The sequence below is a fragment of the Agromyces subbeticus DSM 16689 genome, from assembly GCF_000421565.1.
Taxonomy (GTDB): domain Bacteria; phylum Actinomycetota; class Actinomycetes; order Actinomycetales; family Microbacteriaceae; genus Agromyces; species Agromyces subbeticus.
On record NZ_ATXG01000003.1, the window covers coordinates 213,209 to 237,877 of the forward strand.

At 70.3% G+C, this 24,669-nt stretch carries 23 protein-coding genes and 1 tRNA gene; 14 read left to right on the forward strand and 10 right to left on the reverse strand.

Translation table 11 applies throughout. The features are described from left to right. Nucleotides 1-16: 16 nt before the first annotated feature. On the reverse strand, nt 17-952 hold the full coding sequence (locus tag H521_RS0107095) for a BadF/BadG/BcrA/BcrD ATPase family protein (RefSeq protein ID WP_040424107.1): 936 nt from the start codon (nt 950-952) through the stop codon (nt 17-19). 148 nt (nt 953-1,100) lie between these two features. On the opposite strand from H521_RS0107095, the gene H521_RS0107100 reads away from it, so the two are divergent. Both H521_RS0107100 and H521_RS0107105 read left to right on the forward strand, forming a co-directional pair. Further along, nucleotides 1,101-1,982, forward strand: a complete 882-nt coding sequence (locus H521_RS0107100) for a carbohydrate kinase family protein (protein ID WP_022892337.1) — start codon at nt 1,101-1,103, stop codon at nt 1,980-1,982. 118 nt (nt 1,983-2,100) lie between these two features. Next, entirely contained in the window at nt 2,101-2,445 is a 345-nt protein-coding gene (locus tag H521_RS0107105; RefSeq protein WP_022892338.1) for a cupin domain-containing protein, read from the forward strand. A 91-nt stretch (nt 2,446-2,536) separates the two neighbouring features. Here H521_RS0107105 and H521_RS0107110 read toward each other — a convergent pair whose 3' ends face one another. Together H521_RS0107110 and H521_RS0107115 are read right to left on the reverse strand one after the other, a co-directional pair. After that, nucleotides 2,537-3,199, reverse strand: coding sequence for an NADPH-dependent F420 reductase (locus tag H521_RS0107110; RefSeq protein WP_022892339.1), 663 nt, complete (start codon nt 3,197-3,199; stop codon nt 2,537-2,539). Nucleotides 3,200-3,275: 76 nt separating this feature from the next. Continuing rightward, nucleotides 3,276-5,651, reverse strand: a complete 2,376-nt coding sequence (locus H521_RS0107115) for an LLM class flavin-dependent oxidoreductase (RefSeq protein WP_022892340.1) — start codon at nt 5,649-5,651, stop codon at nt 3,276-3,278. Between the two features lie 57 nt (nt 5,652-5,708). Between H521_RS0107115 and H521_RS21980 the strand changes: the two genes are divergently transcribed. Then, nucleotides 5,709-6,173: a winged helix-turn-helix transcriptional regulator gene (locus H521_RS21980; RefSeq protein WP_084512035.1), complete on the forward strand. Its 465-nt coding sequence runs from the start codon at nt 5,709-5,711 to the stop codon at nt 6,171-6,173. A gap of 14 nt (nt 6,174-6,187) precedes the next feature. Here the strand turns inward: H521_RS21980 and H521_RS26225 are convergent, their stop codons facing one another. From H521_RS26225 to H521_RS0107140, 4 genes are all read right to left on the reverse strand, one after another. Further along, nucleotides 6,188-6,697 carry a hypothetical protein gene (locus H521_RS26225; protein WP_022892342.1) on the reverse strand — a complete coding sequence of 170 codons (510 nt, stop codon included), beginning with the start codon at nt 6,695-6,697 and terminating at the stop codon, nt 6,188-6,190. Nucleotides 6,698-6,853: 156 nt separating this feature from the next. Then, the gene (locus H521_RS0107130; protein WP_022892343.1) at nt 6,854-7,771 is read right to left on the reverse strand and encodes a DNA-3-methyladenine glycosylase family protein; all 918 of its coding nucleotides are present in this window, start codon (nt 7,769-7,771) and stop codon (nt 6,854-6,856) included. A gap of 34 nt (nt 7,772-7,805) precedes the next feature. Beyond that, on the reverse strand, nt 7,806-9,569 hold the full coding sequence (locus H521_RS21985; protein WP_022892344.1) for a sensor histidine kinase: 1,764 nt from the start codon (nt 9,567-9,569) through the stop codon (nt 7,806-7,808). After that, nucleotides 9,566-10,288: a response regulator transcription factor gene (locus H521_RS0107140; RefSeq protein WP_051159222.1), complete on the reverse strand. Its 723-nt coding sequence runs from the start codon at nt 10,286-10,288 to the stop codon at nt 9,566-9,568. Before H521_RS0107140 ends, H521_RS21985 begins: the two co-directional genes overlap by 4 nt. 162 nt (nt 10,289-10,450) lie before the next feature. On the opposite strand from H521_RS0107140, the gene H521_RS21990 reads away from it, so the two are divergent. After that, nucleotides 10,451-11,131: a GNAT family N-acetyltransferase gene (locus tag H521_RS21990; protein WP_022892346.1), complete on the forward strand. Its 681-nt coding sequence runs from the start codon at nt 10,451-10,453 to the stop codon at nt 11,129-11,131. 6 nt (nt 11,132-11,137) lie between these two features. On the opposite strand, the gene H521_RS0107150 is transcribed toward H521_RS21990, so the two are convergent. Beyond that, complete coding sequence (locus H521_RS0107150; RefSeq protein ID WP_022892347.1) at nt 11,138-11,719, reverse strand: TetR/AcrR family transcriptional regulator; 582 nt, start codon at nt 11,717-11,719, stop codon at nt 11,138-11,140. Between the two features lie 85 nt (nt 11,720-11,804). On the opposite strand from H521_RS0107150, the gene H521_RS0107155 reads away from it, so the two are divergent. After that, nucleotides 11,805-12,914 (forward strand): SDR family NAD(P)-dependent oxidoreductase, encoded by a 1,110-nt coding sequence (locus tag H521_RS0107155; RefSeq protein ID WP_022892348.1) that lies wholly within the window; start codon nt 11,805-11,807, stop codon nt 12,912-12,914. Between the two features lie 50 nt (nt 12,915-12,964). Here H521_RS0107155 and H521_RS25765 read toward each other — a convergent pair whose 3' ends face one another. Continuing rightward, nucleotides 12,965-13,126, reverse strand: a complete 162-nt coding sequence (locus H521_RS25765; RefSeq protein ID WP_022892349.1) for a hypothetical protein — start codon at nt 13,124-13,126, stop codon at nt 12,965-12,967. An 80-nt stretch (nt 13,127-13,206) separates the two neighbouring features. Here H521_RS25765 and H521_RS0107165 point away from each other — a divergent pair, with 80 nt between their 5' ends. Beyond that, nucleotides 13,207-13,758 carry a YbaK/EbsC family protein gene (locus H521_RS0107165; protein WP_022892350.1) on the forward strand — a complete coding sequence of 184 codons (552 nt, stop codon included), beginning with the start codon at nt 13,207-13,209 and terminating at the stop codon, nt 13,756-13,758. Between the two features lie 55 nt (nt 13,759-13,813). Here the strand turns inward: H521_RS0107165 and H521_RS0107170 are convergent. After that, nucleotides 13,814-13,900, reverse strand: a tRNA-Leu gene (locus tag H521_RS0107170). A 244-nt stretch (nt 13,901-14,144) separates the two neighbouring features. Between H521_RS0107170 and H521_RS21995 the strand changes: the two genes are divergently transcribed. The 8 genes from H521_RS21995 (at nt 14,145) to H521_RS22000 (ending at nt 24,635) form a co-directional block, all read left to right on the forward strand. Next, a complete protein-coding gene (locus tag H521_RS21995; RefSeq protein WP_022892351.1) occupies nt 14,145-14,984 on the forward strand; it encodes an HAD family hydrolase in 840 nt (279 codons plus the stop codon). After that, nucleotides 14,981-17,494 carry a glycoside hydrolase family 65 protein gene (locus H521_RS0107180; protein ID WP_022892352.1) on the forward strand — a complete coding sequence of 838 codons (2,514 nt, stop codon included), beginning with the start codon at nt 14,981-14,983 and terminating at the stop codon, nt 17,492-17,494. The genes H521_RS21995 and H521_RS0107180 overlap by 4 nt, the downstream gene beginning before the upstream one ends. A 78-nt stretch (nt 17,495-17,572) precedes the next feature. Further along, nucleotides 17,573-18,322, forward strand: coding sequence for an FHA domain-containing protein (locus H521_RS0107185; protein WP_022892353.1), 750 nt, complete (start codon nt 17,573-17,575; stop codon nt 18,320-18,322). After that, entirely contained in the window at nt 18,319-18,876 is a 558-nt protein-coding gene (locus H521_RS0107190; protein WP_022892354.1) for an FHA domain-containing protein FhaB/FipA, read from the forward strand. Before H521_RS0107185 ends, H521_RS0107190 begins: the two co-directional genes overlap by 4 nt. A 3-nt stretch (nt 18,877-18,879) precedes the next feature. Next, nucleotides 18,880-20,109 (forward strand): PP2C family protein-serine/threonine phosphatase, encoded by a 1,230-nt coding sequence (locus H521_RS0107195; RefSeq protein ID WP_022892355.1) that lies wholly within the window; start codon nt 18,880-18,882, stop codon nt 20,107-20,109. Between the two features lie 58 nt (nt 20,110-20,167). Then, nucleotides 20,168-21,502: an FtsW/RodA/SpoVE family cell cycle protein gene (locus tag H521_RS0107200; RefSeq protein ID WP_022892356.1), complete on the forward strand. Its 1,335-nt coding sequence runs from the start codon at nt 20,168-20,170 to the stop codon at nt 21,500-21,502. Then, nucleotides 21,499-22,953, forward strand: coding sequence for a peptidoglycan D,D-transpeptidase FtsI family protein (locus H521_RS0107205; RefSeq protein WP_022892357.1), 1,455 nt, complete (start codon nt 21,499-21,501; stop codon nt 22,951-22,953). Before H521_RS0107200 ends, H521_RS0107205 begins: the two co-directional genes overlap by 4 nt. Next, a complete protein-coding gene (locus H521_RS22000) occupies nt 22,950-24,635 on the forward strand; it encodes a protein kinase domain-containing protein (RefSeq protein WP_022892358.1) in 1,686 nt (561 codons plus the stop codon). Before H521_RS0107205 ends, H521_RS22000 begins: the two co-directional genes overlap by 4 nt. The last annotated feature ends 34 nt before the right edge of the window (nt 24,636-24,669 follow it).

The window sequence follows — 24,669 nt, forward strand, 5'->3', positions numbered from 1 at the left end:
CGTCAGGCTCGCCGCGTCAGACGCTGGCCGACGCGATATGCCGGGCGAGCGCGCTCGTCGGCGCGACGTCGGCGAGCGCGGCGGCGCCGTCGACGGGGTGCGCTTCACCGAGTCGGATGTCGGCGTTCGGCAGCACTGTGCGCACCGCCACACCGAACTCGCGGCCGAGCACCTCGCCCGCGAAGAGACCGCCGACACCGCAGACCGCCGCGGCCGCCGCGTCCGCCGCGTCGAGCTCGCCGACACATCGGAGCCCGGCGAGCGCGGATGTCGCGAGTTCGCGCGCCGCACCGGTCACGAGCACCTCGGCGACGGCGTCGCCGGCGGCCGCGGCATCCGCCACCGCCCGCGCATACGAGGCGATGCGCTGCACCCGCTCGGGGTCGGCCTGCAACTCGATGTACGCCGCTTCGAGATCGGGGAAGTCGGCGCGTACGACCTCGCTCAGTCCGGTCGCGTCGCCCCGCCCGTCGTGCGCACGCATGACGGCGTCGAGGCCGGCGCGGCCGAGCCAGTAGCCGCTGCCGGCGTCGCCCATGAGGTAGCCCCAGCCATCGACCCTCGCGATGTCGGAGGCACCCGCCGCGAGGGTGACGACGCCCGTGCCGGCGGCGACCACCACGCCGCGCCGGTCGCCGAGCGCGCCGAGGTACGCCGTGATGGAGTCGTGGGCGAGGTGCACGCTGCGCGCGCCGAGCGGCACCGCGGCGGCGAGCAGGTAGCCGGCGTCGCGCTCATCGTCGGTGAGCCCCGAGACGCCGAGCCCGACCCGTTCGGCCGTGCGCCCCGCCTCGTGCGCCTGCTCGATGATGCGCGCAAGTTGCGGCAGCAGCGGCAGGTCGGTGCGGATGCCAGGCGCCGACCACTCACCGATGCCCGCGGCATCCGAGTGCCTGACCTTGATGCCCGACTGCCCCGCGTCGATCGCGAGTGTGCTGGGTGCCGGACTCATCGCATTCACGGCTGCGACGCTACCAGCAGGAGTCGGCATCATCAGAGGACCCGATCCGCGCCGGAGTGCGGTGCACGCAGGCATGCGCGGTACTCCAGCGCAATTGGGGTCCTCACGGCGGTACAGCCCACCGCTACGCTGGCGCACTATGAACGCGCCCATCGTCATCTCCGGCCCCGCCGCCTGGAACCGCCTCGTCTACCTCGATCACCTGCCCGAACCCGTGCCGCACATGCAGTTCGCGCTCGACGACTACGAGACCATCGGCGGCACGTCGGCCGGCAAGGCCCTCGGCCTCGCGGGCCTCGGGCGGCCGGTGCTGCTGCACACGCTGATCGCCGACGATGACGAGGGCCGCCGGGTGCGCGGCGCACTCGAAGCATCCGGAGTCGAATTCGCTGCACTTCCTGCGACCCGCACCGAGAGCCACCTGAACCTCATGACGCGAGCGGGCGAACGGGTCTCGCTCTACCTCTCCTCCCCCGCCGACCCGGGCACGCCGCCGTCGACCGAGCTGACACAGGCGATGACGGATGCCCCGGCGATCGTGCTCGACCTCTCGGAGCGTTCGCGCGGGCTCATCGACGCGGCGCGCGCCGCCGGCACCCCGATCTGGACCGACATCCACGACTACGACGGCACCGCCGACTTCCACCGCCCCTTCATCGACGCGGCCGACTGGATCTTCATGAACGCCGACCGCATCGGCGACGACCCCGTGCCCTTCATGGAGGAGTGCGTGCGCGGCGGGGCAACCGTCGTCGTCTGCACCCTCGGCGAGCGCGGCGCGATCGCGGTCAGCACTGGCGGGGGCGACGGCGACGAGCGGATGCAGCTGACCGAGGTTCCGGCGGAACCTGTCGAGGTGCTCGACACCAACGGCGCCGGCGACGCGTTCATGGCGGGCGTGCTCGACGCGCATCTCGCCGGCGCCTCGCTCGCCGACGCTCTCGCCGCCGGCGCACGGCACGCCGCGACCGTGCTCACGACGCGGCACCTGCACCCGGCGCTCGACGGGCTGCTCGGCTAGACCGGCCGGAGCACGCGCCCGCACGTGCGGCGGCCGCAGGCGAGGTGTACCGTGTGTGCGTCGACGGTCGACGGGCGAGCGGATGCCCCGGCGCGAACGATTCGGGGAGGAATCGGCAATGGTCCTGATGCACCAGCGAAGCGGCGTCGCCGAAGATGACGTCTACTGGCACGAGTCGATCGAGGGTGAATCGATCGGGTCGGGGGTCTCGCTCATCCTCACCTACGACGCGAAAGACGGGTCGGGGCCGCGGCTGCACCAGCACCCGTACACCGAGACATTCGTGATCCGCCACGGGCGCGCGCTGTTCACGGTCGGCGACGAGCGGCTCGAGGCCGTGGGCGGGCAGATCCTCGTGGTGCCGGCGCTGACGCCGCACAAGTTCGTGGTCGTCGGCCCCGAGGCGATGATCTCGACCCACATCCACGCGAGCCCGACGTTCATCACGGAGTGGCTCGAATAGCCCGCCGGGTTCGACAGGCGCACCGCAGAGCCTGCAGTGCGGGTGGCGCCTGTCGAACCATGGGTGGCCGCGGCCCACGACGAGCCGAGGGTCAGGCGGCGAGCACGCGCTCCGCGAGAGCGAGGTTCGCCACGAGCTCCTCGCGGTTCTGCACCGAGACGTACGCCGGGCGATCGCGCTCGACACGCCAGCTGTCGGCGAGCGGGCCGACGACCACGGTGTCGTAGCCGAAGTCGTCGTAGAGCGCCGTCACGAGCGCGGCCGCGTCGTCGAAGTCGCTCGCCGTGGCGAGGGCGCGGCGACCCGGCGTGCCTGCAGGGGTGCCGTCGGTGAGGATCGACTGCGCCGTGATGTGGTTGAAGCCCTTCGCGACCCGCGATTCTGGCAGGTGCGCCTGCAGCACCCCCGACACCGTCGTCTCGCCGGCGTCGAGTTCGGCGAAGTGCCCGTCGCGCTCCCAGTAGTAGTTGTTCGTGTCGATCACGATCTTTCCCGCGAGCGGGGCGACGGGAACGTCGCGGTAGGCCTTGAACGGCACCGACACGACGACGAACTCCCCCGCTTCGGCGGCTTCGGCGGGCGTGCCGGCCGTTGCGTTCGGGCCGAGCTCGGCAACGAGGTCGGCGAGGGATTCGGGCCCGCGCGAGTTGCTGATCGTCACGCGGTGGCCGAGCTTCACGAGCCCGCGGGCGACCGCGCCTCCGATGTGTCCTGCGCCGATGAGTCCGATGTGGGTGGGGGCGATGTTCGTCATGCTCGAGACAACGCGATCGTCACTCGGTTTTCATCCCGGTTCTCGAGATCTGCACGGACGTGCACCGACTCGCCGGTCAGGCGAGCGCCGCCTCCACGTTCGCGTTATCGCGGAACAGGTTGCCCGGGTCGACCTCGCGCTTGATCGCGCGCAACCGCTCGAGCGTCGCCGGCGGGTACGCCGCAGCCACCGCCGCAGCACCCTGCTCCGTCTCGAAGCTCACGTATGCACCACTGAAGTGCGGTGCGAGCAACTCGTTCCATCGTTCACTGGTCTGCGAGCGACTCGAGCCGAAGGCGACGACCGAGAACTCCGCCGAGCGATGCGCGAACGCCGTGGCATCCGTCGGCACATCGTGCACGGCGCCGCCGACGGCTCGCAACTGGAAGAAGTAGCTCGCCCCGCTCGCCAGGAACCGGGCGGCGTCACGGGCGAACTCGGGCGTGATGCGCCCGAGCATGCCCGTGCGTGCCGTCGGCTCGCCGTCGGCGCCGTGGCTGCCGTCGGCCGCGTTCGCCATGATCGACTCGTAGCTCGTCAGCCGCACATCCTGCCCGACGAGCGGCGCGGCCTCGGCGAGCGGCTGCAGCCGGGCGAGCACGATCTCGGGGTCGTCCGAGTCGATCACCGCCATCACCTGCGCGACGGGCGGCTGACCCGGTCGGGCACCGCCCATGATGAGAAAGCTCGTGACGTCGCGCGGCGAGTCGACGACCCAGTCGCCCCACGCCTGCAGGAACCCAGCGGTGTCGGTCGCGTCGAACGCGAGCTGCGCGAACCCCAGGGCTCCGACCTCGTCGACCTCGAACTCGAACGCCGTGACCACGCCGACGTTCGCCCCGGCGCCGCGCACGGCCCAGAAGAGATCGGGATGCTCCGTGGCATCCGCTCGCACGATGCTGCCGTCGGCCAGCACCACCTCGGCGGCGCGCACGTGATCGATCGTCAGTCCGTGTTCGCGCACGAGCCAGCCGATGCCGCCCGCGGTCGCCAGGCCCCCGACGCCGACGCCCCCATAGTCGCCCGACGAGAGCGCCCAGCCGTGGGGCGCGAGGAACGCCGCGACATCCTGCCAGCGCGCGCCGGCCTCGATGCGCACGAGTCGGCGTTCCTCGTCGAGCACCTGCATCGCGTTCAGGCGCGAGAGGTCGATCACGATGCCGCCGTCGTTCGTCGAACGGCCGCTGATGCCGTGTCCGCCGCTGCGCACGCCGAGCGGCACCTCGGGGTTCGCCCGCGCGAAGCCGATCGCGTCGGCCACTTGCGCCGCGTCGGCCGGGCGCAGCACGAGCCCCGGCGAACCGCCGCGCATATAGGTGGACTTCACACGCACGTAGCCCGCGTCGCCCGGCTCGATCGCCTCGGCGGCGAGTGAGGCGGGCACGGCGCCGTAGTCGATGCCGTCGCGGCGCTTCGCGCGCACGGCCGAGCTGCGCACGGGCGCCGTGCCCGTCGCACGTCCGGTCGCCGAGCTTCCGGACGACCCGGTGATCGAATCAGCGGATGCCGCGGCATCCGCCGACCGCAGTTCACGCGCCACCGCCTCACGGAGTGCGGGCGCGACCTCGTCGGCGAAGTGCGCGATCGTGCCGGGGTCGTCGCTCGCGAGGATGAAGGTGCCCACGCCGTCGTCGACGACGTAGGGCAGCAGCTGCTCGACCCACTGGGATGCGGGCCCGTCGAGGAACCCGCCGCCGGCGCCCGCCGAGAATCGCCCGCCGATGTTCACGAGGCGCCGGATCTCGCGCGGGTCGCGGCCCGCCCCGACCGCCGCCTGGTCGATCGTGGCGTTGCCCGCGGCGAGATCGCCGGGTTGCAGGTACGCGAGCGAGGGCAGCCAGCCGTCGCCCTTGCGGCCGATGAGGCGCAGCATGCGGGGCTTCAGCGCGCCGATCACGATCGGGATGTTGTGGGCCGGCGCCGGCCCGCGCTTCGCGCCGTCGACACGGTAGTACTCGCCGTCGACCTCGAAGCGAGTGCGATCGCCCTGGTCCCAGATGCCGCGGATGATGTCGATGCCCTCCGAGAGCGCGTCGACCGCCTGGCCGGGTGTGAGGCGGCGGCCGCCCATCGCCTCGATCGCGTCCCAGAAGCCGCCGGCCCCGAGGCCGAGTTCGAAGCGTCCACCCGAGAGCAGGTCGAGGCTCGCGGCCGCACGCGCCAGCACGGCCGGCGGGCGAAGTGGCAGGTTCGCGACGTTCGCCGAGAGGCGGATGCGCTCGGTGCGCGCCGCCACCCACGTGAGCAGCGTCTGGGTGTCGTGGAACGCCGGCTGGTACGGGTGGTCCTGAAAGGTCACGAGGTCGTAGCCCGACGCCTCGCTGAGCTCGGCCAGACGCACCGCGTACTGCGGCGGGTCGTTCTTCGGCGTGATGAAGATGCCGAACTGCAGCTCGTGGCCGTAGTGCATCGTGCTCCGATCGCTCAGCGGGCGCCACCGGGTCGGCGCCACGATTCCATCGTGCTGCACGGATGCCCCGGGCGCACGACTGAGGTAAGCTACTTACTTATGGTAAGCAAACCAGTGCCCCAGGTCGCCGACCTCGACGAGCACCGCGCACGCCTGCACGAGCTCGGGCATATCGACGAAGCCGCGTGCCGCCGCTTCCAGGGCACCGTGGAATTCGCGGGCCGTAAGTGGAACGCCGCCATCCTCCTCGCCGGGGTGCGCGGCGCCCGCCGATTCTCGGAGTACCGGGGCGCGGTCACCGGCATCTCCGACCGGCTGCTCGCCGCCCGCCTCAGAGAGCTCGAAGACGAGGGCGTGATCGAGCGCCACGTGCGCGCGACCACGCCCGTGACGATCACCTACACCCCGAGCGCCGCGGGACTGCAGCTCATCGAGTTGCTGCAACCACTCGTCGAATGGCAGCAGCAGCGGGAACCGGGCGCGGGGCGAACGCACGAACGCGCCACGTCGCGACGACGGGAGCGGAGAGCTCCGCGTTCAGCTCGCGAGGTGACGCGTTCGTGAGACGCGAGTCGGTGTTACTTCGACTCGCTGGGGGGCACCTCGGCATCGGCGGCCGGAGCGGCCGCGGCCGGAGCATCGGCCGTCACCGCCTCGTCGGCGGCCACGGCGGCGGGCGCTGAGGGCGCAGCCGGTGCCGGTGCCTCGGCGACGACCGGGCGGTCGGCCGTCACGACCGGCGCGTCGTCGAGGTCGTCGCCCTCGTCGAAGGCCTCGTCATCGATGGCGGCAGGCGCCGCGGCAGCCGACACCGCGTTGCGGGCGGCAACGACGGCGAGCGCGTGCACGGCGAGCGCGATGACCACGGCGAGTGCGCCGGCGGTGAGCAGCAGGCCGGCGATCGTCGTCGACGACTGCGCGGTGAGCAGGCCCTCGACGTCTTGCGAGCCTGCGGTGTAGAGCTCGATCTGCTTGGCGTTCGAGGAGGCCAGGAGCCAGTAGCCCCCGCCGATCAGGGCCACCGCCACGACCCAGAGCAGGATCAGCGGCACGTTGACCTTGGAGCTGGCGGATGTGTTCACGGTCATGACGTCCTTCGTATTCGAAAATCGGCCGGGTTCGACCTCAGGGCACGCTACGAGTCGAGCCTATGCGTGTCCTATGAGCCCGGAGGACATCGCCTCCGAACGGATGCCGCGACGGCTCGACGGGACGTCCGGCACACGCCGCGTCGTGTCGCCGGGTCAGATCGCCCGGTGGTCGACGAATGACATGCGAGGCCCGCGTCGCGGTCGGCCGCGCACTCCGGCCGCGCCGAGCAGCCGCACCACGCGGTACCGGTGCCCCAGCCACGGTTCGAGCGCCACGAGCATCTCGTCGTCGGTCATGTCTCGACCCGCGAGCGCGTGGCCGACGTAGTTCGACAGGTGGTAGTCGCCGACCGAGAGCGAGTCGGCATCGCCGAGCGCGCGCTGGGCGACCTCGGCCACGCTCCACGGGCCGACGCCGGGCATGAGGGTGAGGCGAGCCGCGGCATCCGCGGGGCTCATGGTCGACGCGACCTCGAGCTTGGCGGCATAGCCGGCGGCATTCTGCAGGGTGCGTGCGCGCTTCGGGTCGACGCCTGCGCGGTGCCACTCCCAGCTCGGGATCGACCGCCACGCCTCTGGCGTCGGCGCGACGCGCATCGGGCGCGGCGTCGGGCCCGGCGCGACACTGCCGAAGCGGGTCAGCAGGCGCCGCCACGAGTCGTGCGCCTGCAGCGTGATGACCTTCTGCTCGAGAATGGTCGCGGCGAGCGCCTCGAACACCTGCGCCGTGCGCGGAATGCGCAGGCCCGGGTTCAGCCGGTGGGCGTCGTCGAGGAGCGGCAGCAGCGGCTCGAACCCGCTGGGGTCGTCACGCTCGCCGAGCAGGTCGGGCGCTTGTGCGACCGCCGCGCCCGCGCCCGGCCCCCACGCCTCGCAGCGGAGCAGGTCGAGCGCCGGCTGGGTCAATCGCACGGTCGCATCGCCCTCGGCCGTGGGGGTTGCACGCCAGACCGCCCCGACCGCATCCACGTGGAACGACGGGTCGCCACCGCCGCGGCGCAACGACCCGAGCGTCTGGCGCAGGTCGGTCGGATGCCGCGGCCGCCAGTCGAGGGCGTGGTCGGCGATCATGGCTCCAGTGTGCACGACGCGCCTGACAGCGGTTTCAGCCGACGGGCGCCTCGTGCTCCGCTGATCGGTCATCGATCGACGTGGGCGGCGAACCGACCGGTGCGTCGCTCGCTAGGTGGTCGGCTGCCGCGCTCGACGAACGCGACGGTGACGGCTCCTGCTCAGCTACCGGCACCGGCCGCTGCGCCACGGGCCGCTCGGCCGCCGGAAGCTCGACGACGAAGGTCGTGCCGGCGCCGCTCCACTGCACCTCGACAGTGCCGGCATGGGCCTCGACGATCGAGCGGACGATCGCGAGCCCGAGACCGGTGCTGCCGTTCCCGCGCCCGCGCGAGGGGTCGCCGCGCACGAAGCGCTCGAAGAGGATCGGTACGAGCTCGGGGTCGATGCCGGGCCCCGTGTCGGCCACGAGCACGCGCACGAGACCGGGCTTGGGCGCGCCCGCGTCATCCGTCGCCGGAAGCGTCACCGTCACACTGATCGTCGTGCCCTCCGGCGTGTGCACGCCCGCGTTGCCGAGCAGGTTGCTCATCATCTGGTGCAGGCGCTCGGGATCGCCGCTGATCGTCACGGCCGATTCGGGAACGTTCACGATCCACTCGTGGTCGCGGTACGCCGCTTGCGCGTCGCTCACTGCCGCGATGACGAGGTCGGCGAGGTCGATCTCGTCGTGCTGCACGTCTTGGCCCTCATCGAGCCGCGCGAGCAGCAGCAGCTCGGAGACGAGCGAGCTCATGCGATTCGCCTCGGACTCGATGCGCGAGAGCGCGAACTCCGTCGTCTCGGGCAGGTTCTCGCTGTCTTGGCGCGTCAACTCGGCGTAGCCGCGGATCGCCGCGAGCGGGGTGCGCAACTCGTGGCTCGCATCGGTGATGAACCGGCGCATGCGCAGGTCGGTCGCCGAACGCACCCGAAGCGCGTCGTCGACGTGGCGCAGCAGCAGCTCGAGCGCCTGCCCGACCTGGCCGACCTCGGTGCGGCCGTCGACATCGTCGGGGTCGACCCGCATGGGCACCGAGACCTCGCCCGAGTCGAGTGCGACGTCGGTGACGGCGGATGCCGCGGCAGCGACCCTCGACAACGGCCGAAGTGCTGCGCGAACCAGCAGGGCGACGCCGACCACCGCGGCGAGGATCGCGAACGCGGCGAGCGCCAGGTTCACGATCGTGTGCGCGACGACGGTCTCTTCGGCCGCCGCCGAGCTCACGGCGACGAAGAGCAGGGAGTCGCTGCGGTCGGTGGCCACGGTGGCCCGGTAGGCGCCGAACTCGGCCAGCTGCAGATCGACGGGGTCGAGCTGATCGAGCGCCGCGCCGTCGGCGGCCGAACCGGCCGACCCCGCCAGCCCCTCCGACTCGGCCGACCCAGCCGACCCGGCCGGCCCAGCCGACAACCGTTCGGCAGCCGACTCGATCTCGTCGACGGTCGCCGCGTCGAGCGGCACCCCACCGGCATCGGTGAACCGCGCGGCATCCACGATCTCTCCGTCGACGGTCATCGCGATGATGGTGCCGGGTGCGTGCCCGACGAAGTCGACGAGCTCCTTGCCGAAGCCCTTGGGTGAATCGGTGTCGCCCGACCGGGCGGCATTGTTGCGGCTCTTGTGCACGGAGTGCTCGAAGCCCGACAACGACGCCGCGACCTGGCCGTCGACCATCGAGTCCACGGTGGCCCGCAACGCGATGTCGCTGAAGAGGCTGACGGTCAGCAGGATTCCGGCGACCAGCGCGGCGACGCCCGCCACGATCTTGGTGCGCAACGTCATCGGCCGGCGCACGCGGTCGCCCGGCGCGCTCACGCGGGCGACCTGAGCATGTACCCGACGCCGCGCACGGTGTGGATGAGCGGCGTGCGATCGCGATCGATCTTGCGCCGCAGATAGGAAATGTAGAGGTCGACGATGCTCGCCTTGCCGGCGAAGTCGTAGTGCCACACGTTCTCGAGGATCTGCGCCCGGCTCACGACGTGGTTCGGGTTGCGCATGAGGTAGCGAAGCAGCTCGAACTCGGTGGTCGTGAGAGCGATCGGCTCGTCGCCACGCGAGGTCTCGTAGCTGCGCTCGTCGAGCACGAGGTCGCCGACCTGCAGGCGCTGGCCCTCGGCCGGCGCATGCACGATACGCCGCAGCAGCCCGCGCAGCCGGGCGACGAGCTCTTCGAGGCTGAAGGGCTTGGTCATGTAGTCGTCGCCGCCGGCCGTGAGGCCGATGATGCGGTCGTCGACCGAGTCGCGTGCGGTGAGGAAGAGGGTCGGCGCCGCCGAGCCCGATTCGCGCAGGCGGCGCAGCACCGTGATGCCGTCGATGTCGGGCAGCATGATGTCGAGCACGACGACGTCGGGTCGCGCGGTGGCGACGAGTTCGAGCGCGTCGTGGCCGGTGTGCGCGACGTCGACGATCCAGCCCTCGTAGGCGAGTGCGAGGCTCACGAGTCGCGTCAGCGTGACCTCGTCGTCGACGAACAGCACGCGGATCGGCGCGCCGTCGGGGCGGGTGATCCGCGGCAGCTGCGCGAGCATCGCACGACGGCGCGGTGAGCCGTCGACGGGCAACTGAGCGGGCGAGATCACGCTCAATTATCGGGTCGGGGTTGCACGATGCATCCCGAATTGCATCACTTCATAGCGAGCTCACATGATCGCATGCCGCCGTCAATTCTCGGCTGGGTACCGTCGGGCCATATGACGCGCGCTCTCGCTCCCAGCTTCATCGGCAGCTCGACCCGCCGCTCAGCCGGCTCGGCCCTGCACGCCGTGACCCGCGCCCTCGGTCGCCTGCGCCTGGCCGTGCCGCGCCGGCCGCGCTGGATGCGCGGGCCTCGCCTCGAGGCCCCGATCGTGGCACCGACACTCCGCACCGACCGCCTGCTCCTCCGCCCGCACCGCATGACGGATGCCGCGGCCTGGTACGCCCTCCAATGCGAGCCGAGCGTGCTCGAGTACCTGCCATGGCCCGAGCGCACCCGCCGCCAGTCGGCGCGCCACCTCGCGCACCGCACCCGTCACACGCAACTCGTGCAGCGCGACGACTTCCTCGCCCTCGGCGTCGAGCGCGACGGCATCCTCATCGGCGACGTGTCACTGCACCTGCGCGACGTCGGGGCCGACGAGCGCTCGGCCGAGATCGGCTGGATCGTGGCGCCCGGTTGGGAGGGCCACGGTTACGCGACGGAGGCATCCACGGCGGTGCTCGGCCTCGCCTTCGGCCAGCTCGACGCGAAGTGGGTCACCGCGGTCGTCGATGCCGGCAACACCCGTTCGCTCGCGCTCGCTGAGCGACTCGGGTTCCTGCCGGTGGATCAGCACGGCGCCGACCGGGTGCTGCGCCTCAGCGCCGAGCGGTTCGCTCCAACGACGCGCTGAGCATGATCAGCGCGGGGCGAACGCCGTGTGGAAGAGCGCGCGCGCGCGCCGGGCGACCGCCTGACGGTCGGCTTCGTCGGTGCGCGAGAGCACGTCGGCGAGCATCGTGACGGCGAGCAGCACGTCGGCCACCTCGACGTGGTCGCCGAGTCGGCCGGCGGCGCGCTCGCGCACGAGCATCGTCTCGGCGATGCGGGCGAGGCGGTCTTGCAGGTGGTTCACGCGAGCGTCGTGCCGCTCGTGCCAGATGAGGTCGATGAGCGCGGTCGAGACGACCGCCTGCTCGATGATCGCGTCGAGCAGGTCGTCGAGTGTCGCGGCCTCGGGCTCCACGGATGCCTCGAGTTCGTCGATGTTCTCGTCGAACACGGCGACCGCGAGCGCGAGCCGATCGGGGAAGTGCCGGTAGAGGCTGCCCTGCCCGACTCCCGCCTTCTTGGCGATCGCGTTGAACGGCGCCTGCAGTCCGTCGGCGGCGAACACCTCGCGCGCAGCGGCGATGATCGCGCGGCGATTCTCGGGGCCGGCGCTCGGGCCGCGATTGGCCTTGCGGGCGGCCTCGGAGATTCCCTTCCCACGTTCAGGCACGGGTGTTACCTTACTACCGGACACAGATGTCCGGTTAGTTTCGGCGGCGCAGAACCGCGCACACGGAAGAGAAGGAATCACTGCCATGAGCACCCCCAAGCCCCTCTCGGGAGACGACTCCATCAAGACCTGGCTCGAGCACCCGGTCGGCGGCCCCATCCTGCGCGACCTGCTCGCGCAGGCCGGCCAGGACGCCGACGTCATGCGCCCCGTGCAGCGCCTCGCGATCAAGCGCCTCATCAAGCTCAGCAAGGGCCAGTTCAGCCAGGAGATGGTCGACGAACTCGTCGCTCGAGCGGCGGCGGGCGACGTTCCGGCCGGCACCACCGTGAACGGGTCGACGGATGCCGCGGGCACGACCGAGCCCGCCTCGGCCGGCGCCGAGGCATCCGCTGCCGCCGCCTCGCCCGCTGCTGCAGCCGTCGAGGTGCCCGAATGGGTCGAGCGCCTCGACCAGGGCCGGTTCGCGGGCAAGACCGTCATCGTCACCGGCGCCGGTTCGGGCATCGGGCGCGCCACGGCGTCGCGCGTCGCTCGCGAGGGCGGCCGGGTCATCGCCGTCGACGTCTCGCAGGAGCGCCTCGACGAGTTCGCCGGCGAGCACGCCGGCGCCGACATCGTGACCCTCGTGGCCGACATCACCGACGACGCCAAGGTCGCCGAGATCGTCGCCGCTGCCGGCGACCGCATCGACGGGCTCGCGAACATCGCCGGCATCATGGACGACATGACGCCGATCGGCGAACTGACCGACGCCGTCTGGCAGCGGGTGTTCTCGGTCAACGTCGACGGCACCATGAAGCTCATGCGCGCCGTCGTGCCCGTGATGGTCGCCCAGGGCATCGGCTCGATCGTGAACACCGCCTCCGAGGCCGCGCTTCGCGGCTCTGCCGCGGGCGTCGCCTACACCGCCTCGAAGCACGCCGTCGTGGGCCTCACCAAGTCGACGGCGTTCATGTACGGCCCGAGCGGCCTGCGCGTCAACGCGGTCGCCCCGGGCCCGACCATCACGAACATCGAGGCGAAGTTCGCCTCACCGCTCGGCGCCGAGCGCGTGCAGCTCGCGATGACGATCCTGCCCGATGCCGCGGAAGCCGAGGCCCTCGCAGCCTCGATCACCTTCCTGCTGAGCGACGACGGCGTGAACATCAACGGCGTCGTGCTCGCGAGCGACGGCGGCTGGTCGGCGGCCTGATCGAGACGGGCCGGCTGGAGAACACTCCGGCCGGCCCATCCGCTCGTCGCTCAGTCGTTGCGGGCCGAGAGCTCCTCGACGCGCTGCTCGAGCTTCGCGATGCGGTCGTACAGGTCGACGAGGGTCGGCCCGTTCGCCACGAGACCCGGCCGCCCCACGTTCCGTCGCACGAACGCTTCTCGGTTCTCGTCGGGCTGCTGCAGTCTGTCCATGCTCAGATGCTAGGCGTCGTCGGCAGCACGCCCTCACAACGCACCTCCACGAGGGACATCCGACGTAGCCTGAAGCCACCATGCGCTTCGGAACCCTCGACTTCACGCCCGCACTCGACTCCCCCGCGCTGCTCGCCGCGCCGACGGCGAGCGCACTCGCTTCGCTGAACGCGACGGCGACGACGGATGCCGCGGGCCCGCTCGTCGCCGCGATCGATCCGTCGCTCGCCGACACCGCCGCGTTCTGCGACCACTACGAGATCTCGATGGGCGACGGCGCCAACTGCGTGATCGTGCAGGCCCGCCGCGGCGAGCGCACCTGGTACGCGGCGTGCCTCGTGCGCGGCTCAGACCGACTCGACGTCAACGGCGCCGTGCGGCGCCACCTCGATGCGCGCAAGCTGTCGTTCGCCCCCATGGAGGCGGCCGTCGAACTGAGCGGCATGGAGTACGGCGGCATCACGCCCGTGGGCCTGCCCGCCGCCTGGCCTCTGCTCATCGACCCCTCGGTCGCTGGGCACGACCGGCTCATCGTCGGCAGCGGCATCCGTGGTTCGAAGCTGCTCGTGACCGGCGCGTTGCTCGCGTCGCTGCCCTCGGCCGAGGTGCTGCCGATCGTGCAGCCCGCCTGACGCGCGCCAACAGAGAACGGCCCGAGCCTCATGGAGACCCGGACCGTTCGATGTGTGGTGCGCGAGGGGGGACTTGAACCCCCACACCCTTGCGAGTACTGGCACCTGAAGCCAGCGCGTCTGCCAATTCCGCCACTCGCGCACGTGTGGAGCACCGAAGTGCGTCCAACCACGAGAGACTAACATCTCGCCGCCGCCAAAGCCATTCGAGCCAGCGGATACCTCCCGGCAACCGGAGCGATCGACCGCCCGGACCCTTGGCGATTCCTCCGAGTCTGGTTCCCACCTCGCGCTGCCCCGCCGCACGGGAATAGCATCGATCAGCGGGTTCCGGTGCCCCGACCGACGCGACGAAAGGACCGCCCGTGACCTCGCCAGCCTCCCCCATGAACGATTCCCCCAGCTCCCCCAGCTCCCCCGGCTCGCCCGGCTCACCCGAGGCCCCCGCCGCCCACGGCGCTGCCCTCCTCCGCGGCATCCGCGGCTACCTCTTCGACCTCGACGGCGTGCTCACGCCGACCGCGACGGTGCACATGCACGCCTGGGCGCGCCTCTTCACCCCGTACCTCGAGCAGCACGGCGCCGCGCCCTATGAAGAGGCCGACTACTTCTCATACATCGACGGCAAGCCCCGCTACGACGGCGTGCGCAGCCTGCTCGAGAGCCGCGGCATCCGCGTGCCGGAGGGCGAGGTGACCGACTCCCCGGCCGAAGACACCGTGCACGGACTCGGCAACCGCAAGAACGAGGCGTTCAACGAGACGCTCGCCGAAGAGGGAGTGGCCGCCTACCCGGCGAGCGTGGCGTTCCTCGACGCGGTGCAGGCGAGCGGATGCCTCGTGGCCGTCGTCTCGAGCTCGAAGAACGCGCCCTCGGTGCTGGCCGCCGCGGGGCTCGCCGATCGCTTCGAGGTCGTCGTCGACGGTGCCGTCGCGGCGCGCGACGGCATCCCCGGCAAGCCGGCCCCCGACACCTTCGAGCGCGCCGCCGAGCTGCTCGGCCTGCCGACCACGGCCTGCGCGGTCGTCGAAGACGCCGAGTCCGGCGTGAAGGCCGGGGCCGAAGGCGACTTCGGCGTCGTCATCGGCGTCGATCGCGGCGTCGGCCGCGAGGCCCTCGAAGAGCTCGGCGCCGACCTCGTGGTCGACGAGCTCGACGAGCTCATCCCCCTGCTCCCGCACCACGACTCCCCCGCGAACACCACCACCCGAGAGGAACGCGAATGAGGTTCGCCGACCACGACCCGCTGAACCGCACCCGGTTCCCCATCGACGAGTGGGCGCTCGTCGAGACCGAGTTCGGCGAGGCCGACATGGGCCGAACCGAGACGCTCTTCTCCGTCGGCAACGGCTACCTCGGCCTGCGCGGCAACGTCGAAGAGGGCCGCGACGGCCACGTGCACGGCACCTTCCTGAACGGGTTCCACGAGACCTGGCCGATCCGGCACGCCGAAGAGGCGTTCGGCTTCGCCCGAGTCGGCCAGACGATCGTGAACGCGCCCGACGCGAAGGTCATCCGCCTCTACGTCGACGACGAGCCGCTCGTGCTCACGGTCGCCGAGATCCTCTCCTACGAGCGCCGGCTCGACTTCCGCCTGGGCGCGCTCAGCCGTTCGATCGTGTGGCGCACACCTTCGGGCAAGCGCGTGCTGATCACGAGCCGGCGCATGGTCAGTTTCACCGACCGGCATCTCGCGCTGATCGACTACGAGGTCGAGATGCTCGACGCCGATGCCGCAGTCACCATCTCGAGCCAGATCCTGAACCGCCAAGACGGTCGCGACGAGTACCGCTCGGGCGTGCCCGAGGCGATCGGCAGCTTCGACCCGCGCAAGGCCGAGATGTTCAACGAGCGGGTGCTGCAGCCGCGGGTGAAGCGCGCCGAGAACGGCCGGTACGTGCTCGGGTATCAGACCACGAATTCGGGCATGACGATCGCCGTCGGCGCCGAGCACCAGATCGCGACCGAGAACGAGTACAACGAGTCGAGCTCGATCGGCGACGACCTGGCCAAGCACACGTACCGGGTGCAGGCGAAACAGGGTCAGCCGATCCGTGTGACGAAGACGATCAGCTACCACACGGCCCGCACGGTGCCGACCCGAGAGCTCGTCGACCGGTGCGATCGCACCCTCGACCGCGGGGTCGAGCAGGGCGTGGCGGCGCTGTTCTCGCAGCAGCGAGCGTGGCTCGACGACTTCTGGGCCCGATCCGATGTCGAGATCGAGGGTCAGGCGGCCATCCAGCAGGCGACCCGGTGGAACCTCTTCCAGCTGGCGCAGGCCACCGCGCGCACCGACGGCGACGGCGTCGCCGCCAAGGGCGTGAGCGGCTCGGGCTACGGCGGTCACTACTTCTGGGACAGCGAGGTCTACGTCCTCCCGTTCCTCAGCTACACGGCCCCGATCGTCGCGCGCAACGTGCTGCGATTCCGGCAACGGATGCTGCCTGCCGCCCGCGCCCGCGCGCAGGAGCTGAACCAGCTCGGAGCCCTGTTCCCGTGGCGCACGATCAACGGGCAGGAGTCGAGCGCCTACTACGCGGCCGGCACCGCGCAGTACCACATCGATGCCGACATCTCCTATGCGTTGTGCCAGTACGTGGCCGCCACCGGCGATCAGGACTTCCTGGGACGCGGAGCGATCGACATCCTCGTCGAGACCGCTCGCATGTGGGAGGACCTCGGCTTCTGGCGGTCGAACAACACCGACGACATCTTCCACATCCACGGCGTCACCGGGCCCGACGAGTACACCACCGTCGTCAACGACAACCTCTACACGAACGTCATGGCGCGGGCGAACCTCGCCGCCGCGGCATCCGCCGTCGACAACCTGCAGGTGCTCGACCCCGTCGCCTATCACCGCCTCGTCGAGCGCCTCGAGGTGACGCCCGCAGAGGTCGCGAGCTGGCGCCGCGCCGCCGCGCACATGCACATCCCGTTCGACGAGCAGCTCGGCATCCACCCGCAGGATTCGCAGTTCCTCCAGAAGGAGCTGTGGGACCTCGAGAACACGCCCGAAGATCGCCGGCCGCTGCTCCTGCACTACCACCCGCTCGTGATCTACCGCTTCCAGGTGCTGAAGCAGGCCGACGTCGTGCTCGCCCTCTATCTGCAGGGCGACCGCTTCTCGACCGAGGCGAAACGGGCCAACTTCGAGTACTACGACCCGCTGACCACCGGCGACTCGACGCTGTCGGCGGTCGTGCAGTCGATCATCGCGGCCGAGGTCGGCTACCACGAGCTCGCGGTGCGGTACTTCCGCTCCGCGCTCTTCGTCGACCTCGCCGACCTGCATCACAACGCGGCCGACGGCGTGCACGTGGCATCCACCGGCGGCGTCTGGAGCGCGCTCGTCTCGGGCTTCGGCGGATTCCGCGACCACAACGGCGTCTTCACGTTCGATCCGCGGCTGCCCGACGGCTGGTCGCGGCTCACGTTCCGCATCACCCTGCGCGGCACGCGGCTGCGCGTGACCCTCGACCCCGAATCGATCACGTTCTCGGTCGAAGCGGGCATCGAAGCGCGGGTGCGGGTGCGCGGTGTCGATGTCATCGTCACGACGGGCACGGATGTCTCGGTGCCGGTCGACGGCCAGGGGCCGCGCCTGTACGGCGCGCCCACGATGCGCGACGTCACGGGGTCGCGCCGTTCCGACGGCACGCTGCTCACGGCGTCGATCCCGACGCTGTCGCTCGACGTGGATGAGGCCGACTCGACGATCCAGATCGACTGATTCGCGAGTCTTCACAGCCCTTCGGGCTACCATGTCACAGTCACGGCTGAGCCGGAGTACAACTGGAACGGGAGACCTGTGGGCCTACTGGACAACTTCGAGAAGGGTCTCGAGCGAGCCGTCAACGGCGCGTTCGCGAAGACCTTCCGCTCGGGGCTGCAACCCGTCGAGATCACGTCAGCCCTCAAGCGCGAGATCGACACGAAGGCTGCGGTCGTCTCACGCGACCGCGTGCTCGTTCCCAACAGCTTCGTCGTGCGCATGGCGCGCGTCGACTTCGACCGCATGGCCGGCCTCGGCCCGGCGCTCACCGACGAACTCACCGACCTGGTGCAGAAGCACGCGGCCAGCCAGCATTTCCAGTTCGCCGGCGGCATCACGATCTCGCTCCAGCCCGATGAAGGGCTCGCCGTCGGCATGGTGCAGGTCGACTCGCAGAACGTGAAGGGCCAGGTCGCCTGGACCCCCGTGCTCGACGTCAACGGCAAGCGCTACCCGATCCTCAAGGGTCGCACCGTCATCGGTCGCGGCAGCGAGGCCGACATCACGCTCGACGACTCCGGTGCATCACGGCGGCACGCCGAGGTGCAGTGGGACGGCAGCCGGGCGCGCGTGCGCGACCTCGGTTCCACCAACGGGAGCCAGCTCAACGGCGCCCCTGTCAAAGAGGCGATCCTCGAACCCGATTCGGTCATCACGATCGGCCGCTCGCGCATCGTCTTCCGCGTGCTCGCGCAGGCATCCGGCGGGGGCGGCGGCGAGGCACGCCGACGCGACCCGGCGACCGAACGCCACGACATGGGCGGGTTCTGGGGGCCCGGCGAATGAGCGAACTGACTCTTCTCGTGCTCCAGCTCGGCTTCCTGCTGCTGCTCTGGGTGTTCATCTTCGCGATCGTCTATGCGCTGCGCAGCGACCTCTTCGGGCAGCGCGTGCGAAAGCTGCAGCCCGACGCTGCAGCCGTGGCGGCACCGGCAGCCGCCTCCGCGTTCCCGAGCTCGCCCGTCCCGGCGGCTGCAGCACCCACCGCTCCGGTCGCGCACGCGCCCGCGGCATCCGGCGGCGCCAACGGCGAGCTCGCCTCGAGCGAGAACGCGACGCGACTCGTCATCACGAGCGGCACGAAGAGCGGCGCCGAATTCCCGCTCGGGCACGACGAGATCACCATCGGTCGATCGAGCGATTCGGCCATCATCATCCGCGACGACTACACCTCGACCCATCACGCCCGGTTGATGCAGTGGAACGGGCGCTGGATGATTCAAGACCTCGATTCGACGAACGGCACCTTCCTCAACGGCTCCCGAGTGACCGTGCCCACCCCGATCCCGCTCGGAGCCACCGTCAAGGTCGGAGCGACGACGTTCGAGCTGCGGCGGTAGCCCATGGCGACGGTCAAGGCGAGCGCAGCGGTCTCGCATGTCGGGCGCATCCGCTCGAACAACCAGGATTCCGGCTACGCCGGACGCCGGCTGTTCCTGGTCGCCGACGGCATGGGCGGCCACGCCGGCGGTGACGTCGCGAGTGCGATCGCAACCCGTCGCATCGCCGACGCCGATGTCGACTACGACAACACCACCGAAGCCGCGGCCTCCCTCGAGGGTGCGCTGATCGCGGCGAACCGGCAGCTCGCCGCAACCGTCGCCGATCACTCGGAGCTCACGGGCATGGGCACGACGGTCAGCGCGATGCTGCTCGTCGGCGACCGCGTCGTGATCTCCCACATCGGCGACTCGCGCATCTACCTGCTGCGGTCGGGCGAGCTCAGCCAGATCTCGACCGACCACACCTTCGTGCAGCGACTCGTCGACGCCGGCCGCATCACCGCCGAAGAGGCGATGGTGCACCCGAGACGCTCGGTGCTGATGCGCGTGCTCGGAGACGTCGAGGCCTCCCCCGAGATCGACTCGATGGTGCTCGACACCCGGGCCGGCGACCGGTGGATGCTGTGCTCCGACGGCCTCTCGGGCGTCGTCTCCTTCGACGACATCCACGAGTTCATGTCGGCCGAGGCCGGTGCCAAGCAGGTCGCCGACCGCCTCGTGAAGGCCTCGCTCGACGGCGGCGCCCCCGACAATGTGACCGTCGTGATCCTCGACATCGGCGAGCCCCCGGCCCCCGCGACCCCGCCGCTCATCGTCGGCTCGGCCGCCGCTCCGCTCGCCTTCGGCCAGCCCGAGCCGGTTCGCGGCCGCGGCATCCGCCTCACGCCCTTCCGTCCGCACCCCGTGCAAGAGACGCACTTCGAGCCCGACTCGGCCGACTTCTTCGACGAGATCATCGAAGAAGATGCACGTCGTCGACGCCGTCGCCGCTGGATGTGGAGCTTCTGGATCGTGCTGCTCATCGGGGCGATCGTGATCACGTTCGTGCTCGGCTACCAGTGGACCCAGACTCGCTACTACGTGGGCGAGTCCAACGGCAGGGTCGCGATCTTCCAGGGCATCCAGCAAGACCTCGGGCCGATCTCACTGCACGAACTGCATACCGAGACGTCGCTCGACGTGGCCGAGTTGCGCACCTACGACCAGCAGCGGGTCGAGCAGACCATCAGCGCGGGCTCCTTCTCAGAGGCGTATCGCATCGTGCAACGGCTGGAGGACTCCGTTGAGTGACGCACGCCCGGCGTCGGCGCGCACCGCGACGCCGCCAGAGGGCATCCGACGCATCCGGATGCCGCAGAAACTGCGCAACCTCGAGTTCTGGCTGCTCATCGTGGCGTGCTTCATCAACGCCGCGGCCATCGTGCTCGTGCAGCTCGGCGCGCTCGGCCGGGTCGACACGCAGCTCGTGCTGCTCGGCGCAGGCCTGTCGCTCCTCGTGTTCGGGCTGCACATCGCGATGCGCTTCGTCGCTCGCGACGCCGACCCGTTCCTGCTGCCGATCGCGACCGTGCTCAACGGCCTCGGCATCGCCATGATCTACCGCATCGACATCGCCGAGGGAGATGCCGGCTGGGAGTCGGCCGCCGTGCGCCAGATCGCGTGGAGCGCGATCGCGATCATCTGCGCCATCGCGACGATCCTCGTCATCCGCAACCATCGCGTCCTGTTCCGCTACACGTACCTCGCCGGACTCGTCGCGATCATCCTCCTGCTGCTGCCGCTCGTGCCCGGGCTCGGCCGCGAGGTGTACGGCGCCAGGGTCTGGATCGGCTTCGGTGACATCGCCACGTTCCAGCCCGGTGAGATCGCGAAGATCGCCCTCGCCGTCTTCTTCGCGGGCTACCTCGTGCGCAACCGCGACTCGCTGTCGATGGTGGGCACGAAGTTCCTCGGCATGCAGTTCCCGCGTGCCCGCGACCTCGGGCCGCTCCTCATCGTGTGGGCCCTGTCGATGGCCGTGATCGTGTTCCAGCGCGACCTCGGCACCGCGCTCCTGTACTTCGGCCTCTTCCTCGTGATGCTCTACGTCGCCACGAGCCGGCTGTCGTGGGTCGTGCTCGGGCTGAGCCTCTTCATCGGCGGCGCCATCATCGCCAGCCAGACCCTCGACTACGTCGGCAATCGCTTCGCGAATTGGCTCGACCCGTTCAGCGACGCGCGATTCAACGCCGACCCCGGCGGCAGCTATCAACTCGTGCAGGGCCTCTTCGGGCTCGCCAACGGCGGCTTGATCGGCACGGGCTGGGGCCAGGGCCGGCCCGACCTCACCCCCGTGCCGCAGAGCGACTACATCATCGCGAGCCTCGGCGAAGAGCTCGGGCTCGCCGGCATCTTCGCGATCCTCGCGCTCTATCTGCTCTTCGTCGCCCGCGGGTTCCGCATCGGCTTCGCCGGCCAAGACGACTTCGGCAAGCTGCTCGGCGTGGGCCTCGCGTTCGTGGTCGCGCTGCAGGTCTTCATCGTCGTCGGTGGCGTGACCCGGGTCATCCCGCTCACCGGCCTCACCACGCCGTTCCTCGCGGCCGGTGGTTCATCGCTCGTCGCCAACTGGATCATCGTGGCCCTGCTGCTGCGGCTCTCCGATACCGTGCGCAACCACCCAAGGCTGGTGATCGACGGATGAACCGAGAACTCAAGCGCGTCTCGATCGTGGCCCTGCTCATGTTCCTCACCCTGCTCGTCTCGTCGACGATCATCCAGTACGTGCAGGCCGAGGCCCTCGAGGCCGATTCGCGTAATTCGCGCACCCTCTACGAGAGTTACTCGATCGAGCGCGGGCCGATCCTCGTCGATGGCGAGCCCATCGCCTCGTCGCAGCCCTCCGACGACAACTACAAGTTCCAGCGGGTCTACGCCAACGGGCCGTTGTACGCGCCCGTCACCGGGTTCATCCCCGTGAACGGCGAGGCCACGGGCCTCGAGCGGTCGCTCAACGACTACCTCAGCGGGCAGTCGTCGAGCCAGTTCTTCGACTCGCTCAACCGACTGATCTCGGGCCAAGACCCGATGGGGGCCTCGGTCGAGGTCGCGATCGACCCGGTCGCGCAGCAGGCCGCATGGGACGCCCTCGGCGAGCAGTCGGGCGCCGTCATCGTCACCGAGCCGTCGACCGGCCGCATCCTCGCGATGGTCACCAAGCCCACCTACGAACCGAACACGATGGCCGTGCACGACAGCGAGCAGGTCATCGCGACCTACGAAGGTCTGCTGGCCGACCCGGGCGACCCCCTCTTCAACCGGGCCACCGGCGGCGACATGAACCCGCCCGGTTCGGTGTTCAAGCTCGTGGTCGTCGCTGCAGCGCTCGAGTCGGGCAAGTACACGCCCGAGAGCCAGCTGCCCAATCCGTCGAGCTTCACCCTGCCCGGCACCGACTCGGTGGTGCGCAACACCGAGGGCGGCGACTGCGGCGGTGGCGCCACCGTCAGCCTGGCCACGGCGCTGCGGCTGTCGTGCAACATCCCCTTCGCCGAGCTCGGCATCGAACTCGGCGACGCCGCCATTCGCGAGCAGGCCGAGAAGTTCGGGTTCAACTCGGAGTTCGAGATCCCGACGGCGACCGAGCCGAGCGTCTACCCGCGAGTGCTCGACGACGCGCAGACGGCGCTCTCGGCGTTCGGGCAGTACGAGGTGCGTGCCACGCCGATGCAGATGGCGATGGTGTCGGCCGCGATCGCCAACGGCGGCATCGTGATGAACCCGAACCTCGTCGACCAGATCACCGCACCCGACTTCACGCCGCTGCAGGAGTTCGAGCCCCGTGAGTTCGGCCGTGCGATCAGCGAGGAGACGGCGAACACGATGGTTGGCATGATGATCAACGGCGTCGAGAACGGTGCCGCGAGTAATGCAAGAATAGACGGCGTCAGCGTGGCCGGTAAGACAGGTACAGCGGAGAACGGCGAGAGTGACCCCTACACTCTCTGGTTCACCGGTTTTGCCCCCGCCGACAATCCTCAGTACGCGATCACAGTGCTCGTTGAGGATGGCGGGGGACTTGGTCAGGAGGGGTACGGCAATCTCATAGCCGCACCCATCGCAAAGCAGGTACTAGAGGCGGTGCTGAACAAATGAGACCGAGCGCAGGGCTCACCTTCGGAGGGCGCTACGAACTGCAGTCCCGCATCGCGATCGGCGGCATGGGCGAAGTGTGGCAGGCCACCGATCTCGTCATCGGCCGCCAGGTCGCGATCAAGATCCTGAAAGACGAGTACCTCGGCGACCCCGGCTTCCTCGAGCGATTCCGCGCCGAGGCCCGTCACGCCGCGCTCGTCAACCACGAGGGCATCGCCAACGTCTTCGACTACGGAGAAGAAGACGGCAGCGCGTACCTCGTCATGGAGCTCGTGCCGGGCGAGGCGCTCTCGACCATTCTCGAGCGCGAGCACGTGCTCTCCACCGACAAGGTGCTCGACATCGTCGCGCAGACCGCGGCGGCCCTGCAGGCGGCGCACGCCGCCGGCCTCGTGCACCGCGACATCAAGCCCGGCAACCTGCTCATCACGCCCGACGGCCGGGTCAAGATCACCGACTTCGGCATCGCGCGCATCGCCGACCAGGTGCCGCTGACCGCCACCGGTCAGGTCATGGGCACCGTGCAGTACCTCTCGCCCGAGCAGGCGTCGGGTCACCCGGCGTCGCCCACCACCGACATCTACTCCCTCGGCATCGTCGCCTACGAGGCGCTCGCCGGCCGCCGCCCGTTCACGGGCGAGTCGCAGGTCGCCATCGCGATGGCGCAGATCAACGAGACCCCGCCCGATCTGCCGGTCACGGTCTCCGAGCCGGTGCGCAATCTGGTCTACGGATGCATCGCGAAGAACCCTGCCGATCGGCCGCAGTCTGCCGCGCACCTCGCGCGTGCCGCGACGGCGCTGCGTCGGGGCGATGTGCAGGCTGCCGCCGCGGCCGTGCCCGCCGTGCTCGGTGCCGCCGGTGTCACGGCCGCGACCATGCTGCTGCCGCAGTCGGGCGCCACCGCTGCCACGACGGTCATGCCGTCGGCCTCCGGCGTGGCGACCGACGTCGACGAGCCGGTCGAAGAAAAGAAGAAGCGCAGTCCCTGGACCTGGCCGCTCATCGTGCTCATCGCGCTGCTGGCGATGGTGCTCATCGGCACGATCATCGCACTCGCGATGAACGGGGGCGAGAAGGAGGCGCCGTCGACCCCTCCGAGCACGCCTCCGTCGACCACGTCGACGCCGCCACCGACGCAGACCACGCCTCCCGCACCGACGACCGCGCAGGTCAATCGCGAAGATTACCTCGGCCTGACCGTCGATGAGGCGCGCGCCAAGCTCGAGGGCCTCGGCATGGTCGCGAACGCGGTCGAGGGCAACCCCGCGGCGACGGCCGACGAGGCGGGCCGTGTCTACGACGTGAACCCCACGGGCAACATGCAGATCGGCTCCGAGGTCACGATCACCTACTACGCGAACCCCGAGGCACCTGGAGCCCCGTCGGCCGCACCGCGCGTGAACCCGGCGACCATCGACGCCGGCGACACGTTCACCGTGTCGTGGGATGCGCAGAGCTGCCCGGCCGGCCAGACGCTGTCGGGCTACCAGGTGTCGGTCACCGGCACCGGTGCTCCGACGGTTCAGCCTTCGGCCGCCGGCGCCACCGAAGCGATCATCCAGACGACCGATGAGACGAGCGGCCCGCTCACGGTCACCTACGTGTACTACTGCGGCTCGGTGGCGTCCCCCTCCTCACCGTCCGCCACCGTGACCGTCACGCCGGCCCCGGGTCTGTAGACCCGAGCAGAAAGCACAGCTCGAAGAGAGGGAT

Bases quoted from the DNA above. Each gene is read 5' to 3' on its own strand.
- H521_RS0107095 (WP_040424107.1), bottom strand. From the start codon at position 952: ATGAGTCCGGCACCCAGCACACTCGCGATCGACGCGGGGCAGTCGGGC.
- H521_RS0107100 (WP_022892337.1), top strand. From the start codon at position 1,101: ATGAACGCGCCCATCGTCATCTCCGGCCCCGCCGCCTGGAACCGCCTC.
- H521_RS0107105 (WP_022892338.1), top strand. From the start codon at position 2,101: ATGGTCCTGATGCACCAGCGAAGCGGCGTCGCCGAAGATGACGTCTAC.
- H521_RS0107110 (WP_022892339.1), bottom strand. From the start codon at position 3,199: ATGACGAACATCGCCCCCACCCACATCGGACTCATCGGCGCAGGACAC.
- H521_RS21980 (WP_084512035.1), top strand. From the start codon at position 5,709: ATGGTAAGCAAACCAGTGCCCCAGGTCGCCGACCTCGACGAGCACCGC.
- H521_RS26225 (WP_022892342.1), bottom strand. From the start codon at position 6,697: ATGACCGTGAACACATCCGCCAGCTCCAAGGTCAACGTGCCGCTGATC.
- H521_RS0107130 (WP_022892343.1), bottom strand. From the start codon at position 7,771: ATGATCGCCGACCACGCCCTCGACTGGCGGCCGCGGCATCCGACCGAC.
- H521_RS0107140 (WP_051159222.1), bottom strand. From the start codon at position 10,288: ATGCTCGCGCAGCTGCCGCGGATCACCCGCCCCGACGGCGCGCCGATC.
- H521_RS21990 (WP_022892346.1), top strand. From the start codon at position 10,451: ATGACGCGCGCTCTCGCTCCCAGCTTCATCGGCAGCTCGACCCGCCGC.
- H521_RS0107155 (WP_022892348.1), top strand. From the start codon at position 11,805: ATGAGCACCCCCAAGCCCCTCTCGGGAGACGACTCCATCAAGACCTGG.
- H521_RS25765 (WP_022892349.1), bottom strand. From the start codon at position 13,126: ATGGACAGACTGCAGCAGCCCGACGAGAACCGAGAAGCGTTCGTGCGA.
- H521_RS0107165 (WP_022892350.1), top strand. From the start codon at position 13,207: ATGCGCTTCGGAACCCTCGACTTCACGCCCGCACTCGACTCCCCCGCG.
- H521_RS21995 (WP_022892351.1), top strand. From the start codon at position 14,145: ATGAACGATTCCCCCAGCTCCCCCAGCTCCCCCGGCTCGCCCGGCTCA.
- H521_RS0107180 (WP_022892352.1), top strand. From the start codon at position 14,981: ATGAGGTTCGCCGACCACGACCCGCTGAACCGCACCCGGTTCCCCATC.
- H521_RS0107190 (WP_022892354.1), top strand. From the start codon at position 18,319: ATGAGCGAACTGACTCTTCTCGTGCTCCAGCTCGGCTTCCTGCTGCTG.
- H521_RS0107195 (WP_022892355.1), top strand. From the start codon at position 18,880: ATGGCGACGGTCAAGGCGAGCGCAGCGGTCTCGCATGTCGGGCGCATC.
- H521_RS0107200 (WP_022892356.1), top strand. From the start codon at position 20,168: ATGCCGCAGAAACTGCGCAACCTCGAGTTCTGGCTGCTCATCGTGGCG.
- H521_RS0107205 (WP_022892357.1), top strand. From the start codon at position 21,499: ATGAACCGAGAACTCAAGCGCGTCTCGATCGTGGCCCTGCTCATGTTC.
- H521_RS22000 (WP_022892358.1), top strand. From the start codon at position 22,950: ATGAGACCGAGCGCAGGGCTCACCTTCGGAGGGCGCTACGAACTGCAG.